This window comes from Parapedobacter sp. 2B3 (genome assembly GCF_041925275.1).
Classification (GTDB): domain Bacteria; phylum Bacteroidota; class Bacteroidia; order Sphingobacteriales; family Sphingobacteriaceae; genus Parapedobacter; species Parapedobacter pyrenivorans_A.
The window spans coordinates 140,722-155,352 of the sequence record NZ_JBHEUZ010000007.1 but is presented as its reverse complement, the minus strand read 5'-3'; the positions used below and the strand labels follow the sequence as shown (position 1 = coordinate 155,352).

The 14,631-nt window shown below is 51.7% G+C and carries 14 protein-coding genes; 7 read left to right on the top strand and 7 right to left on the bottom strand.

The window, feature by feature from the left end; genetic code table 11:
* Positions 1 to 48 precede the first annotated feature (48 nt).
* Complete coding sequence (locus ACEVG1_RS10045) at positions 49 to 438, bottom strand: c-type cytochrome (RefSeq protein ID WP_374743526.1); 390 nt, start codon at positions 436 to 438, stop codon at positions 49 to 51.
* Between the two features lie 179 nt (positions 439 to 617).
* Between ACEVG1_RS10045 and ACEVG1_RS10040 the strand changes: the two genes are divergently transcribed.
* The 6 genes from ACEVG1_RS10040 (at position 618) to ACEVG1_RS10015 (ending at position 5,515) form a co-directional block, all read left to right on the top strand.
* Positions 618 to 986: a hypothetical protein gene (locus ACEVG1_RS10040; protein ID WP_374743525.1), complete on the top strand. Its 369-nt coding sequence runs from the start codon at positions 618 to 620 to the stop codon at positions 984 to 986.
* A 185-nt stretch (positions 987 to 1,171) separates the two neighbouring features.
* Positions 1,172 to 2,158 carry a GTP 3',8-cyclase MoaA gene (gene moaA / locus ACEVG1_RS10035; RefSeq protein ID WP_374743524.1) on the top strand — a complete coding sequence of 329 codons (987 nt, stop codon included), beginning with the start codon at positions 1,172 to 1,174 and terminating at the stop codon, positions 2,156 to 2,158.
* A gap of 10 nt (positions 2,159 to 2,168) precedes the next feature.
* Entirely contained in the window at positions 2,169 to 3,374 is a 1,206-nt protein-coding gene (locus tag ACEVG1_RS10030; protein WP_374743523.1) for a molybdopterin molybdotransferase MoeA, read from the top strand.
* Positions 3,375 to 3,389: 15 nt separating this feature from the next.
* The gene (gene moaC / locus ACEVG1_RS10025) at positions 3,390 to 3,866 is read left to right on the top strand and encodes a cyclic pyranopterin monophosphate synthase MoaC (RefSeq protein WP_374743522.1); all 477 of its coding nucleotides are present in this window, start codon (positions 3,390 to 3,392) and stop codon (positions 3,864 to 3,866) included.
* Positions 3,847 to 4,497 (top strand): NTP transferase domain-containing protein, encoded by a 651-nt coding sequence (locus ACEVG1_RS10020; protein WP_374743521.1) that lies wholly within the window; start codon positions 3,847 to 3,849, stop codon positions 4,495 to 4,497. The genes moaC and ACEVG1_RS10020 overlap by 20 nt, the downstream gene beginning before the upstream one ends.
* Complete coding sequence (locus tag ACEVG1_RS10015; RefSeq protein ID WP_374743520.1) at positions 4,481 to 5,515, top strand: ThiF family adenylyltransferase; 1,035 nt, start codon at positions 4,481 to 4,483, stop codon at positions 5,513 to 5,515. Before ACEVG1_RS10020 ends, ACEVG1_RS10015 begins: the two co-directional genes overlap by 17 nt.
* Here the strand turns inward: ACEVG1_RS10015 and ACEVG1_RS10010 are convergent.
* Genes ACEVG1_RS10010 through ACEVG1_RS09985 form a run of 6 tightly spaced genes read right to left on the bottom strand, consistent with a single transcriptional unit; the run spans position 5,512 to position 10,673 of the window.
* Positions 5,512 to 7,863: an FdhF/YdeP family oxidoreductase gene (locus ACEVG1_RS10010; RefSeq protein WP_374743519.1), complete on the bottom strand. Its 2,352-nt coding sequence runs from the start codon at positions 7,861 to 7,863 to the stop codon at positions 5,512 to 5,514. The two genes, ACEVG1_RS10015 and ACEVG1_RS10010, sit on opposite strands and share 4 nt — an antisense overlap.
* A gap of 11 nt (positions 7,864 to 7,874) precedes the next feature.
* Positions 7,875 to 8,228: a hypothetical protein gene (locus tag ACEVG1_RS10005; RefSeq protein ID WP_374743518.1), complete on the bottom strand. Its 354-nt coding sequence runs from the start codon at positions 8,226 to 8,228 to the stop codon at positions 7,875 to 7,877.
* Between the two features lie 45 nt (positions 8,229 to 8,273).
* Complete coding sequence (gene fdhD / locus ACEVG1_RS10000) at positions 8,274 to 9,179, bottom strand: formate dehydrogenase accessory sulfurtransferase FdhD (RefSeq protein ID WP_374743517.1); 906 nt, start codon at positions 9,177 to 9,179, stop codon at positions 8,274 to 8,276.
* Between the two features lie 43 nt (positions 9,180 to 9,222).
* Positions 9,223 to 9,639 (bottom strand): molybdenum cofactor biosynthesis protein MoaE, encoded by a 417-nt coding sequence (locus tag ACEVG1_RS09995; RefSeq protein WP_374743516.1) that lies wholly within the window; start codon positions 9,637 to 9,639, stop codon positions 9,223 to 9,225.
* Positions 9,640 to 9,651: 12 nt separating this feature from the next.
* On the bottom strand, positions 9,652 to 9,894 hold the full coding sequence (locus ACEVG1_RS09990) for a MoaD/ThiS family protein (protein ID WP_374743515.1): 243 nt from the start codon (positions 9,892 to 9,894) through the stop codon (positions 9,652 to 9,654).
* 14 nt (positions 9,895 to 9,908) lie between these two features.
* Entirely contained in the window at positions 9,909 to 10,673 is a 765-nt protein-coding gene (locus ACEVG1_RS09985) for a sulfite exporter TauE/SafE family protein (protein ID WP_374743514.1), read from the bottom strand.
* A 272-nt stretch (positions 10,674 to 10,945) separates the two neighbouring features.
* Between ACEVG1_RS09985 and purL the strand changes: the two genes are divergently transcribed.
* Complete coding sequence (gene purL, locus ACEVG1_RS09980; protein ID WP_374743588.1) at positions 10,946 to 14,620, top strand: phosphoribosylformylglycinamidine synthase; 3,675 nt, start codon at positions 10,946 to 10,948, stop codon at positions 14,618 to 14,620.
* Positions 14,621 to 14,631: the final 11 nt, after the last annotated feature.

Sequence of the window (14,631 nt, the reverse complement as noted above, 5' to 3'; positions counted from 1 at the left end):
TTTTCAAAGGGACATCCTGTACCTTCATGCCGTAGGGGCCGATTGGGTTTACTCTTGGGGGCCCAATGAGAGGATGTATTTCACCATGGTTTTCGCATCGTCTTCGGTAACAGTGGGGTGCGGCGGCATCACCACGTTGCCCCAAGCGCCTTTGGTACCCAATACAATCCGCTTAGCCAATATATCGATATAGGTACTATTCATTGGGTAGCGGGCAGCAATGTCGTGAAATGCAGGGCCCCGCTTCCTGTCGGCTGCCTTATGGCAGGTAGCACAATCGGAATACGACATCAACGCTTTCCCTTTGTCCAACACATGGGCGGGTGGTACTAAGTCGATATCCCCTGCTAATCTTTCTATTATCGGTCGCTGGTTCGGTGCATCGTTTTCTCCCTGCTGCCCGGCGCCATTGGTGCAGCCGACTAACGAAATAGCCAAAAATAACATAGCAAAACCAGTGAGAAAAACGTGCATTATCTTCAGATTTCGGTAAAGCTACTGAAATTTTATGCTTTTACATTCGGGATTAGCTGCCAATGAAGCCGCCAATCAATAGGAGCGTTTGCTTTTTCGTTTAAACTTCTTACCTTTAGATTCACTATGATCACTTCGTAAGGATGATGAACCAGTTAAACAATGTCAGTTTCAGAAACGGGATAACCTATATACCCGAGTTTTTACTAGTAATCGGGGGGTTGGTTTGCTTGGTCGGCGAATGGCTGGGAACCTCTTCCACTAACATCGTGATGGTTTTTGCAATCCTATCGGTCCTGACACTGATGCTGTGGAAAAACAAATACCTTGCACTCGTTATCGCAATCGTATTGGGTGCCGTCAGTCTGTTTTTTATGCTTGCGGTTTTCGCTGAATACAGTGAATTTCCTTCCGGAAATAAAGATGGGTGGCAATTATTGCTGACGGGCACATTGCTATTTGGGTCGCTGTTTGCCATCTCATTGATAATGCCCAGAAAGTATTTCAGGTAGCACGCTCCCGTTGGATCGTGAAGTTTGTTTCGATTCCTGGTTTCATGCAATATGTGTATTGAGTTTTCGGACAAATACGCCATCACTTCCCACCGGGAAGCGATGGTTTACCGTGTATAAACCGTTAAACAACCTTTTTTTTCTAAATTTGTAGTCATGCAATTCCACACCGCCCAACGAAAGCGATGATTACGGATAACCACGGGCGCCGAATCAATTACTTACGGCTGGCTGTCACCGACCGGTGCAACCTGCGGTGTACGTATTGTATGCCCGCCGAAGGGCTCAACTGGCTACCCCGGAAGGAATTGATGACGTACGAAGAAATGTACCGGATATGTTCGTTGTTCATCACCATGGGCGTCGAGAAAATACGGATCACCGGTGGGGAACCACTTGTACGGAGAGATTTGGTGCCTTTCCTCCATAACCTGTCGGAAATCGACGGACTGGAAGAACTGACACTGACCACAAACGGCTTACTAGCCGGGAGCTTCGTTTCCGATTTCAAGAAAATGGGCATCAAGTCCGTCAACCTCAGTCTGGACACATTGGATAGGGACCGCTTCTTCCGGATTACACGCCGGGAAGGGCTGGACGAGGTGCTGGCAACGATGCACAAGCTGCTCGAAAACGGCATCCACGTGAAGATCAACACCGTAGTGATGGCGAATCAAAATACCGCAGACATCATTCCGTTGGTACGGCTTACGGAACGGCTCCCGGTAAGTGTTCGTTTCATCGAAGAAATGCCGTTCAATGGGGGAACGCATCAGGTTACATTAGATTGGGACCACCAGCACATATTGGAACATATCCGGGCACATTTCCCTGCGATGGAAAAAATTCCCGATGCGGCGTATTCCACCTCGTACAATTACCACATCCCCGGCCACCAAGGGAATGTAGGCATCATTGCCGCCTATTCGCGTTTATTCTGCGGCTCGTGCAACCGCATCCGTATTACATCAACGGGCGTATTGCGTACCTGCCTGTACGAAACCGGATCGCTCAACCTGAAAGATGCCATACGCGAAGGATGCACCGATACCGAATTGCGCAACCGGATAACGGATACCCTTTTTAAGCGGCCCAAGGACGGCTGGGAAGCGCAGGACACACTCGTGGCGCAACACCGCGAACAGGAATCGATGGCCGCCATCGGCGGATAGCACCGAAACTATGGAATTTATTACGGTAGAAAACGCAGAAGAAATTATCCAGTCCCAAACCAGGGATTACGGCACCGTATCGGTTCCTTATACCGATTCCCTGGGCCGTGTTTTGGCAGAAAACCTGTTTACCGACCGCGACTTGCCGCCATTCAACCGAGCCACCGTTGATGGCATCGCCATGGCTTACCATGCCTACGCGGAGGGGCAGCGGACCTTCAAAATAAGTGCCGTACAGGCTGCCGGAGAAACGCCTGCCGCGATCCGGTCGGCAAGTGAATGCATTGAGATCATGACTGGCGCTGCTTTAGATCATTCCGTGGATACGGTAGTAAGGTATGAAGATATAGCCGTGGCAGGCGGAGCCGCCACGGTAAAAGGCATTGAAATCAAACAAAGACAAAACGTACATTTCCGAGGGAAAGACAAAAAAGAAGGCGATGCCGTTGCCGATGCCGGCTGGTTCATCACGCCGGCCTTGATCGGCTTAGCGGCTTCCATCGGCAAGACGGCCCTTATGGTAAAGCAACTACCCAAGGTGGTCATCATCACCACGGGCGATGAGCTGGTAAATGTCGAAGAAAATCCGACGCCCTACCAGCTCAGGCGTTCCAATGACGTAACGATACAGTCCGTTTTAGCGCATTATGGTATCCGGGCCGATAAGTTGCATGTAAACGACGATTACGACACGATTAAGGACACGCTCCAGCACTGCCTGCAATCGTACGATGTACTGCTGCTGACAGGTGGGGTTTCCATGGGCAAGTTTGACCATATCCCTCAGGCAATGGAACATCTTGGCGTAAAAAAGCTTTTCCATAAAGTGAGGCAGCGCCCGGGAAAGCCGTTCTGGTTCGGCACCTACTGCAACCAACAGTTGGTTTTTGCATTTCCGGGCAATCCGGTTTCCGTATTTATGTGCCTGCACCGCTATTTCATCCCCTGGCTTGAGCGTTCGCTGGGCATAGAAACATCGTCGCCCCAACATGCCGTTTTACAGCACGATATGGATTTCCCCTACCCCTTGCAATACTTTGCACAGGTTAAACTAGCGATAAACCATCAAGGGGTGTTAACCGCACGGGCGGTGGAAACTAACGGCTCGGGCGATTTCTCCAACCTGATCCATACCGATGCCTTTATGGAGCTGCCACTGGAAAGAAATACATTTAAAAAGGGCGAAGTATACAAAGTATGGCCATATAACGTTTAATTTGAACGCTTACAGATGACTGAATTTTCCCACTTGAATAAAAACGCCCAACCCGCCATGGTGGATGTAGGCGGTAAGAAGGCTACCCATAGAAAAGCCATCGCGCAATGCATCGTGGCCTTACCCCATCAAGTTGTAGAAGTCCTCCAGAAGGAAGGTTTCAAGACCAAAAAAGGTTCGGTATTCCAGACGGCCATCATTGCGGGCATCATGGCTGCCAAAAAAACCGGCGACTTGATTCCGCTGTGCCATCCGTTGGGGCTCGATAATTGTGAAATCGACGTGACGTTGAACGGCCAACAGGAAATCATCATCCATTGCACCGCAAGCATCGAATCCAAAACGGGTGTGGAAATGGAAGCATTGACCGGCGCTTCGATAGCGGCGCTCACCATCTACGACATGTGCAAGGCACTGAGCCCCGATATCGTCATCAAGGAAATCAGACTAATGGAGAAAACAGGAGGGAAAAGTGACTTTAAAAGACAATAGCATACCTCTCCTGAATGGGCTGGTGCTGGCGGGCGGCAGGAGCAAACGGATGGGCAGCAACAAAGACCTCATCAATTGGCATGGAAAGGAACAACGCTTTTTTGCGGCTGATTTATTGAAAACATTTTGCCAACACGTGTTTATTTCGTGCCGGCAGGACCAATTGGCACATGTTGATCCAGCCTATCAGGCATTAACCGATACGTTTCTGGATATGGGTCCTTTCGGGGGCATTCTTTCGGCGCTCCGCTCCGACAGGGAAAAAGCCTGGTTGGTGGTGGCGTGCGACCTGCCGTTACTGGATGAAGACGCCTTGCGTTTTCTCATCGCAAACAGGAAGCCCGGCAAAGTAGCCACTACCTACGAAAGCCCTTTCGATGGCTTGCCCGAGCCGTTGATTACCATCTGGGAACCGAAGAGTTACGCCGTGGCCTTGCACGCGTTGGGCGAAGGCGCCACTTGCCCGAGGAAGGTATTGATAAACGCAGACACCCATATCGTAAAACCACGTAATCCCGATGCCTTGCTGAATGTCAACACACCTGATGATGCCGCTACGGCACGTGAAATCATGCAGCGGACGAAGGGGAATCCGCCGTCGAAAAACAACAGGGATGGGTACGCATTTTGAACGATACCACTGCCAGATGGCCTTACCGGGGTTTGGAAGGGCGGCACAGGAGCGCCTGCAAAACGCCAAGGTGCTGATTGTAGGTGCTGGCGGGCTAGGGTGCCCGGCAGCGCAATACCTTGCCGCCGCCGGTATCGGCACCATTGGCATAGCCGATGACGACGTGGTTTCGGTGAGCAATTTGCACCGGCAAATTCTATATACCCCCCATGATGTGGGGCTACCCAAAGTGGAAGCCGCCGCTGCAAAACTGCAACAGCAAAACCCCGCCATCACCATCGTCCCCTATCGGCTGCGCGCCACGTCAGCAAATGCCATGGCGCTGATCGATGGCTTCGATCTCGTCATCGAGGGAACGGACAATTTCGAAACCAAGCTCTTGTTAAACGATGCCTGCGTACTGTTGGGCAAACCGCTGGTGTATGGTGCCATTTATCAATTTGAGGGGCAAGTAAGCGTCTGGAACGTATTGCAGGAGGACGGCACGCATTCGCCCAATTACCGGGACGTGTTTCCCGATGCAGAAAAAGCACAAGTGCCGAATTGTACCGAAGGTGGCGTCATCCCCTCGCTGGCCGGCATCGTGGGCTGTATGCAGGCCAACGAAGCGATAAAGTACCTCATCGGCTCCGAGGGGCTGCTGGCCGGCCGATTGTGGGTCATGGATGTGCTGTCCGGCCAAAGCCGGAGCATCAAATTAAAGAAAACGGATGTCCATATAGACCATCTTCCCGAGGCTGTCAGCGTCATTACACTGGACGAGCTTGCCCACATGGAGGATGGGAATTATGAGTTGATCGATGTACGGAACGAGCACGAGCATACGGCCTTTAATATCGGCGGTATGAACATCCCGCTCGCCGAACTGGAAAACCAGCTGCCTTCCATAAACCACGCAATCCCTATTGTTTGCTACTGCGCTACCGGAAAAAGAAGTGCCACAGCGGCTGCCCTGATAAAAAGCCGTTTCCCAGCAGCCACGGTATATTCCCTGAAAAACGGAATGGCAAAGACCTAGGTGTTTTGCGGATCATGCTTCCTAATCTTAATCTTCACATATTTAGATGCCGGCATATTGCTGCCCTTTACCACGTTATTCACGGAGACCAACACATTGGTTTCCGGAAAATAAGTCATGGTATTCCGCTCGGGTATGGGGTAAGGGACAACGATGAACAGGGGGGCAATGCGTTCGATACCATCGTCATAATTGAATAAATCCACTTTATCGCCCGCCTTGAATCCGGCTCGCACGATATCCTTCTCATTCATCATCACCACCCTTCGCTCATTGAAGATACCGCGGTAGCGGTCATCGAGCCCATAGATGGTCGTGTTGAATTGGTCGTGCGTACGGGTGGTAGCCATCAAGTATTCATCGGGTGCCAGTGTATCGTCAGGAACAGTGGTCAACGTAAACGGTGCACGGTCGTTGAATTGCTTGGCGAACCGCTGCTCATCCCGTGCCGCATTGGGCAGATAGAAACCGCCTTTTTGCTTTACCCGCACGTTATAATCCTCAAAACCGGGGATACATTTTTCAATGTCGTCCCGCACGGCGTCATAGCTGTCGTGATACCGTTGCCAATCAACAACGGTCCTATCTCCGATAGTCGCCATCGCTATACGGCATACAATCTGTGTTTCATTGATGAGGTCTTCCGAGATGGGCCTCAACATCCCTTTTGACCACTCGACCACACCCATCGAGTTCTCGGTACTCACAAACTGTTTCTCACCGTTCACCCGATCGATCTCGCTGCGCGATAAGGTCGGCAATATCAACGATTCCTTCCCATGGATCAGGTGACCACGGTTAAGCTTGATGGAAACAAATGCCGTCAAATCCAGCTTCCGCATGGCCTCGGCCGTGTACCTAGTGTCTGGCGTGGCCGACAGGAAGTTACCGCCCATGCCAAAGAACACCTTCACCTTACCGGCATGTATCGCTTTGATGGTATTCACCACATCATAACCACCCATCCGTGGCGGGTTAAATCCGAAAACCTGTTGCAAGCGGTCCAGTTGCTCCGCCGTGGGATGATGGTTGATCAGCATGGTGCGGTTTCCCTGCACGTTGCTATGGCCGCGCACCGGACAGGCACCGGCGCCGGGCTTGCCAATGCTCCCTTTAAGCAGCAGGATGTTGACGATTTCCCGGATCATATCCACCCCGTTATGCTGCTGCGTGAGGCCCATCCCCCAACAGAAGATGATGCGCTTTTTGAACGCCATCAGTTGCGCGGCATCGTAGAGCAAGGCCGGAGACACGCCAGCGGCGGCGGCCAGGTCTTCCAATTCGTAGCCGTCGAATTGCTTGATGAAATCTTCATAGCCGACCGTCTTTTGCGAAATAAACTCATGGTCAAATACTTCACCGGGCGACTTCCGTTCAAAATCAAGCAATAGCAGTTCCAATGCCTTCAATAAGGCCAAATCGCCATTTATCCTTACCGGAAGGTAGAGGTCGCCGAGGTTAACGCCGCCACCAATAACGCCGTTGATTTGCTGTGGATTGCGGAAACCCATCAATCCCGCTTCGGGCAACGGGTTGATTGCAATGATCTTGGCGCCGTTCCTTTTGCCCTTTTCCAGTGCGCTCAACATGCGCGGAGAATTGGTCCCCGGATTTTGCCCGATAATCACAATCACATCCGTATCGTAGAAATCATGCAGTTTTACCGTCCCTTTGCCGATACCGATGATGGGCGACAGGGCAAAGCCGGAGGTCTCGTGGCACATATTGGAACAGTCGGGGAAATTGTTGGTGCCAAACTCCCTTACAAATAGCTGGTAAGCGAAGGAGGCTTCATTGCTTGTCCTTCCCGACGTATAAAACACCGCTTCATCGGGCGATGCCAATCCGTTGAGGTGTCCGGCGATTTTCCCGAACGCTCCATCCCAGCTAATAGGCTCGTAATGGGTACCGCCTTGGGGCAAGTACATCGGCTCACTCAGCCTACCCAAGTGCCCGATCTCGTAATCCGTTAACTTAGCCAGGTCGTAAACCGAGTTATGCCTGAAAAACTCTGCCGCGATTTTTTTCGTCGTGGCTTCTTCCGCAAGTGCCTTCGCACCATTTTCGCAATATTCGGCGATGGGCGACCGCTCATCATCGGGATCGGGCCACGCACAGCTTGGGCAATCAAATCCATCAAACTGGTTCATCTTGAACAGTGCTTTGCCGCCGCGGAAAAGCGCCTTATCCAAGATCAGGTCTTTCACCGAAGCTACCACCCCGGGTATCCCCGCCGCCCATTTTTTCACCCCGGTAACGGTAAGGTCTAATAATTCATAGGGTGGCTCGGCAGAAGGCATTTTTTTAGCTGCCTGTTCGGTGTCCTTCAGGTGTTTTTCCTCGTCCATGGCGCAGGGTGTTAATCGCAGGATAGCGACGGGTTAGGATAGTTATCACTTTGGTCCTCTTCCGTATTATCAATACAGGCAAAATCTTTCTCTACCAATAAGCTTACCGTGCCCGATTTATCCTCAAACCCTACTTTATCGGTGTGGTGCAATGCATCGATCATGGCCTTGGGCATGTTCAGCACGATCCTGTTATCAATAAAGTCCGCAGTCAGCCGATCGCCGCCAGCGGCCTCGATGGCATAGGTGAACGTTTTGCCGGCAAACGCGGTATGTTCTTCCAAGCGGTCCGAGCCCGCCAACGCAGCTACTTCCGACCGGGTAAGCCGGTATCTTACTGAATTGCCTTTAATCCTTATCTTCATTCGAATACATTGTTTTTAATTGGCAGTGAAGCCGTCATGGTTTAATCACCCCGCTATGTGATTTTTGAAAACCACGGCGGTTTCATCACATGCCTGTATTAAAACGTTATCACCTAAATTATAAATATTGAAGCTATCTTCCTTAAGAAAACCAATAAGCGTTATACCCAATTCGGCAGCCAATTCTACTGCCAGGCTCGATGGGGCGCCAATGGCAGCAACAATGGAAATACCGGCCATCGCTGCTTTTTGAATCAATTCGAAGCTCGCCCGCCCACTCAGCAGCAACAGGTGCCGGTTCAATGGCAAAGCATCGTTCATTAAGGCATGTCCAATCAATTTATCGAGCGCATTATGCCGGCCCACGTCTTCCCGCAAATCCATCAACTCTCCCTGCAGAGTAAAAAGCGCCGCAGCATGGATTCCCCCCGTAGCCGCAAAACCACGCTGGGCCGCCCTCAGTTTCTTCGGCAGCAGATAAAAAACATGCTTGGATAATTGCAGCGCCGGCCGTTGTTGTCGATGGAACGGGCTTACCGTTTTTATCGATTGTATGGAGCTTTTCCCGCAAACGCCACAGCTCGAAGTGGTATAGAAATTCCGGTCAGCCTGATGCAGTTGGGGTACAAAGCCTTCCATGAAATCGACTTGCACGACATTCTCCTCCTGTGCCGAACACTCCATACCCGTGTGCTGTGCCCGTTGTATCCCCCCGTCAGCCGCGATGATCCCCTCGGTAAATAAAAAGCCAAGCGCAAGCTCCCTATCGTTGCCCGGCGTGCGCATGGTTACGGAAATGCTTTTCTGCACCCGTTCACGCCCCGAACCGTAACGGACCCTAATCTCAAGGGGCTCTTCAACCGAAAGCACATCGGCAAAAGACGTATCAGCATGTCCGTCTACCTTCGTCACACGAATGGGTTTAGTGGCACCTGTCGCTATCTCCCTCATTTCCGTATCGATTTATATAACGATGGGTAAATTTACTAAAAACTCAGGCATGTGCCGATACCCATACCTCGCCATTCTCGAAAATTTCCTTTTTCCAGATGGGTACCGTTTTTTTCAACGTGTCAATCGTATAGCGGCAGGCATCAAAGGCCGCGTCGCGATGCGCGGCACCGACAGCAACGACCACGGCGATATCGCCAACATGCAATACACCTATCCGGTGGTGAATCACCAGATGGTCAATCTTCCACGATCGGGCAGCATGCTCCGCAATTTTTGCCAACTCCTTCAATGCCATGGATTCATAGCATTCATATTCCAATTGCACTACGTTTCGTCCGTCTGTTTTGTCCCGAACAGTGCCTATAAACATTGCCGTACCGCCGCATGCCGCATCCGTGGCCCGCCCAATGCAACCTGCCGTATCCAACGGCCCATTCAAAATTTTAATATCGATCATCTCGTGTGGATTTCAACCGCCGCTTACCGGCGGGATGATTGCAATCTCATCTCCAGGACGGATCACCAATCCATCTTCGGCATACTCATCGTTAACGGCAACCAGGTATGACCGCAACTTTTTCATATCCGGATAAGCTGCTTCCAATTCTTCCTTTAACCTTGCAACGGTCCGTTCGCCCTGCAATTCCCATGCAATGGCAGGGCCACCGAAGAACTCCTTTACAATACCAAACGCCAATATACTTATATCCATTTCAGTCAAAACGATTATTCAAAAAATAAAGGGAGGTGCTTGAATAACACATTTGCCCCTGCACAGAACACCAATACCGCCGTCATGCGGCGGATAATTAACGGGTCAAATCTGATGGCCATCCGGGAACCCGCTTGGCCTCCGATAAGTACCGCCAGGCATAATAGCCCTATACGGGAATAATTGATGTGCTCGGGCAAGCTAGTAAGTTGGCCGGCAATTCCCGACACGGAATTGACCAAGATAAAAACACTGGCCGTGGCAGCTATTTTTTTTGGCAGGTCCCACTTCATGAGGTTAAGTAGCGGCGATAGGAAAATACCGCCACCAATGCCTACCATACCCGATAGAAAGCCTACGGAACCGCCCAAGGCGCTATTTTTCAGAAAGGCCCGTCTTTTCGGTTCTTTCAATTGATCAATGGTAACGGGACCTGTTTTTATCCAAAGCAATACCGCTGCGATCACTAGGCTGCATCCGAGGATAACAAAAAAAGTGTGCTGGCTGATACGCACAATGGCACCCAAATAGGCCATCGGTATGCTCAGCAAAACGAACGGAACGATTTTTTTCCGGTTTACCTGTTTATTTTTCATATAAACGTAAACTCCCCCGGAAACGACGATGATGTTACAAATCAACGCGATCAAACGCAATTCTTTAAACGGTAGCGCATATAACGCTAAGATGGCCAGGTAACTGGAGCCACCACCAAATCCCACCGAGGCATATACGAAAGAAATGGTCAGGAAAAAAAGTAACAGCTCCCAATGTTGCATAAATTACGTATTGATATTCGTAAACAAACTTAGCTAAATATGCTTCATATGCAAATATAGTCGTGCCGCATATCTCGTTTGCATTTCGGCGCAACTTTCGTTGCGTTTGATTGGGACGATAACAGCAGCCAACCCACACAATCGTGAAGCCGAACAGTTGATTCAACAAATCAATGAACCGGATGAAGTATTACAACCTGAATAATTAATGGACTTCGCCAAAATTAGTCGTATCTTTGCGCAAGGAATTCTATGCTTCGAGGATAACACTGATGATCCATTTCTTTGTGAACCCCAAAAACACCGTTTACGGTGTCCAAACCGAATCAGCACTGACAGCTGAAGACATTGCGAAACTCAACTGGCTTTTTGGAAGCGCCACGGAAATCGTCGGGGGCGCCGTTGCGGGCGACTTCGTGGGACCCCGTGCGGCGATGGTTTCGCCTTGGAGCACCAATGCGGTCGAAATTACCCAAAACATGGGCATCCAAGGCATCATCCGCATCGAGGAATACACACCCGTTGCCCCTGATTTCACCGATTTCGACCCCATGATTTCGCAGAAGTTTGCCGGGCTGGCGCAGGAACTGTACACCATCCGCATATCCCCGGAGCCCATCACGGAAATCGATGACATCGATGCATACAATAAGCAGGAGGGCTTGGCGTTGAGCGTCGAAGAAGTGGAATACCTCCACCGGCTATCCGATAAAATCGGCCGCAAGCTCACCGACTCCGAAGTATTTGCCTTTTCGCAAGCCAACTCCGAGCACTGCCGGCATAAGATTTTCAATGGCACTTTCGTCATCGACGGGGAAGAGCAGCTTTCATCCCTGTTCAAACTAATCAAGAAGACGTCCGAAACGCACCCGAATGAAATCGTTTCGGCCTATAAAGACAACGTGGCCTTTATCAAAGGTCCGCGGGTTACGCAATTTGCACCCAAGTCGGCAGACAAACCCGATTTCTATACGGAGCAGGAATTTGATTCCGTACTCTCACTGAAAGCGGAGACCCATAATTTCCCGACCACCGTAGAACCCTTCTCCGGTGCCGCTACCGGATCGGGAGGTGAAATACGCGACCGCCTGGCGGGTGGCCAGGGTGCCCTGCCATTGGCGGGCACCGCCGTGTACATGACAGCTTATTCGCGGCTACTGGCGGAACGGCCGTGGGAACAAGCGATGGATGAACGTAGTTGGCTGTATCAAACACCCATAGACATCCTCATCAAAGCGTCGAACGGCGCGTCTGACTTTGGTAATAAATTCGGCCAGCCGCTCATCGCGGGCTCGGTATTGACCTTCGAACACGAAGAAGCCGACCGAAAACTCGGTTACGACAAGGTGATCATGATGGCTGGCGGGGTCGGTTACGGCAAAGCGGAACAGGCCAAGAAACACACGCCGCAAACAGGCGACCGAATCGTGGTACTCGGCGGCGAGAATTACCGGATTGGCATGGGAGGTGCCGCTGTATCATCGGCCGATACGGGCGCGTATGGTTCTGGTATAGAACTAAACGCCATCCAGCGGGCAAACCCCGAAATGCAGAAGCGTGCAGCCAATGCCATCCGCGCATTCGTAGAGTCGGACCATAACCCGATCGTTTCCATCCACGACCACGGCGCAGGCGGCCACCTCAACTGCCTCTCCGAACTGGTGGAAGAAACCGGTGGGCATATCGACCTCGACAAACTGCCTGTAGGCGACCCTACCCTATCGGCCAAGGAAATCATCGGCAATGAATCGCAAGAGCGCATGGGCCTCATCATCGGCGAGGGCGACCTTCGGCAACTCCAAACGGTCGCCGACCGCGAACGGGCCCCTATGTATACCGTGGGTACGGTAACCGGCGACCATCGCTTTGTATTCCAGTCGGGCACCAACGGAGAGAAGCCACTTGACTATGCACTTTCCGATTTCTTCGGCTCTTCGCCGAAAACGGTGATGACCGATCGGCGGATACCCCGCGATTATGAGGCCGTAGACTACCGTATCGAAGATATCCCAACATACCTCCATCAACTATTGCAACTAGAAGCCGTGGCGTCCAAAGACTGGCTTACCAACAAGGTAGACCGGTGTGTAGGGGGCCGCGTGGCCAAGCAGCAATGCGTGGGGCCCTTGCAACTGCCCCTCAACAACGTGGGTGTAATGGCACTCGATTACCGTTCTACCGAAGGCGTAGCGACCACGGTAGGCCACGCACCGCTGTCCGCCCTTATCGACCCGGTAGCGGGATCGCGCAACGCCATCGGCGAAGCCTTATCAAACCTCGTATTTGCACCGATTAAAAATGGACTGGCCGGCGTATCCCTTTCGGCCAATTGGATGTGGGCGTGCAATAATGAAGGCGAAGATGCCCGCCTGTATGATGCAGTAAAGGGCTGCTCGGACTTTGCCATTGCGCTGGGCATTAACATCCCTACCGGCAAGGACTCCCTATCCATGAAGCAGAAATATCCCAACGGGGATGTCATCGCACCCGGCACGGCCATCATCTCTGCCGGTGGCAACTGCACGGATATCAACAACGTGGTAGAACCCGTATTGAGCAAGCAGGCAGGCTCCATATACTACATCAACCTCTCGAAAGACACCTTTAAACTCGGTGGATCGTCGTTTGCGCAAATACGCAACAAGATCGGGAATGAAGCGCCTACCATAACGGACGCCGATTATTTCAAATCCGCGTTCAATGCCATCCAGGAGCTGATCAAAAATGGTCTGGTGGCTGCCGGCCACGACGTGGGCTCCGGCGGTTTGGTAACCACCCTGTTGGAGCTGTGTTTCGCCGACACGGACCTCGCAGCGCACTACGATTTAACGGCACTGGGCGAAACCGACTCCGTAAAAACGCTTTTCAACGAAAACATTGCCGTGGTACTACAGGCAACAGACGACGAAGCTTTCGAAAGGCAACTCGCAAATGCCGGGATAACCGCTACCAAGATCGGTACTCCTTCCGCAGGTGATGAGTTCATCGTTGCCAACGGCAACGACCGTTTTGCTTTCAGCGTCCGTGAACTTCGGGATACGTGGTACAAGACATCGTTCCTGCTCGACCAGAAACAGACCAAAAACGGCTTGGCACACGTGCGTTATGCAAACTACAAGGAGCAGCCCCTCTCCTACCAATTCCCGGTACATTTCAACGGCAGGAAGCCAGCCCTTGATCCCGGCAAACCCCGGCCAAAAGCGGCTATCATCCGCGAAAAAGGTTCCAACTCGGAACGTGAAATGGCCAATGCGATGTACCTCGCCGGGTTCGATGTGAAAGACGTGCACATGACCGACCTCATCGCCGGCCGGGAAACGCTTGAGGATATCCAATTTATCGGTACGGTTGGCGGTTTCTCCAATTCGGACGTATTGGGATCGGCCAAGGGATGGGCGGGCGCATTCCTTTACAACGAGAAGGCGAAAACAGCACTGGACAACTTCTTTGCGCGGCCAGATACCTTATCCATCGGTATATGCAATGGATGCCAGCTCTTCATGGAACTGGAACTCATCAACCCCGACCACGCGGTGCATGGCAAGATGCTCCACAACGATTCGCATAAGCACGAGTGTAACTTCGTATCCGTCACCCTGCAGGAAAACCACTCGGTGATGCTGTCGTCACTGGCTGGTAGCACATTGGGCGTTTGGATATCGCATGGCGAAGGGAAGTTTGACCTGCCTTATACGGAAGACCGCTACCACATCGTGGCCAAGTATGGGTATGAGGAATATCCCCACCATCCCAACGGATCGGCATTTGCCACTGCTATGCTTTGCGATACCACCGGGCGCCACCTGGTAACGATGCCACACATCGAACGCTCCATCTTCCAATGGAACTGGGCGTACTATCCATCCGATCGGCGCGATGAGGTATCACCATGGTTGGAGGCGTTTGTGAATGCACGCAGGTGGTGCGAAGCCCACAAACGCGGATAAGTCAAGCCGTA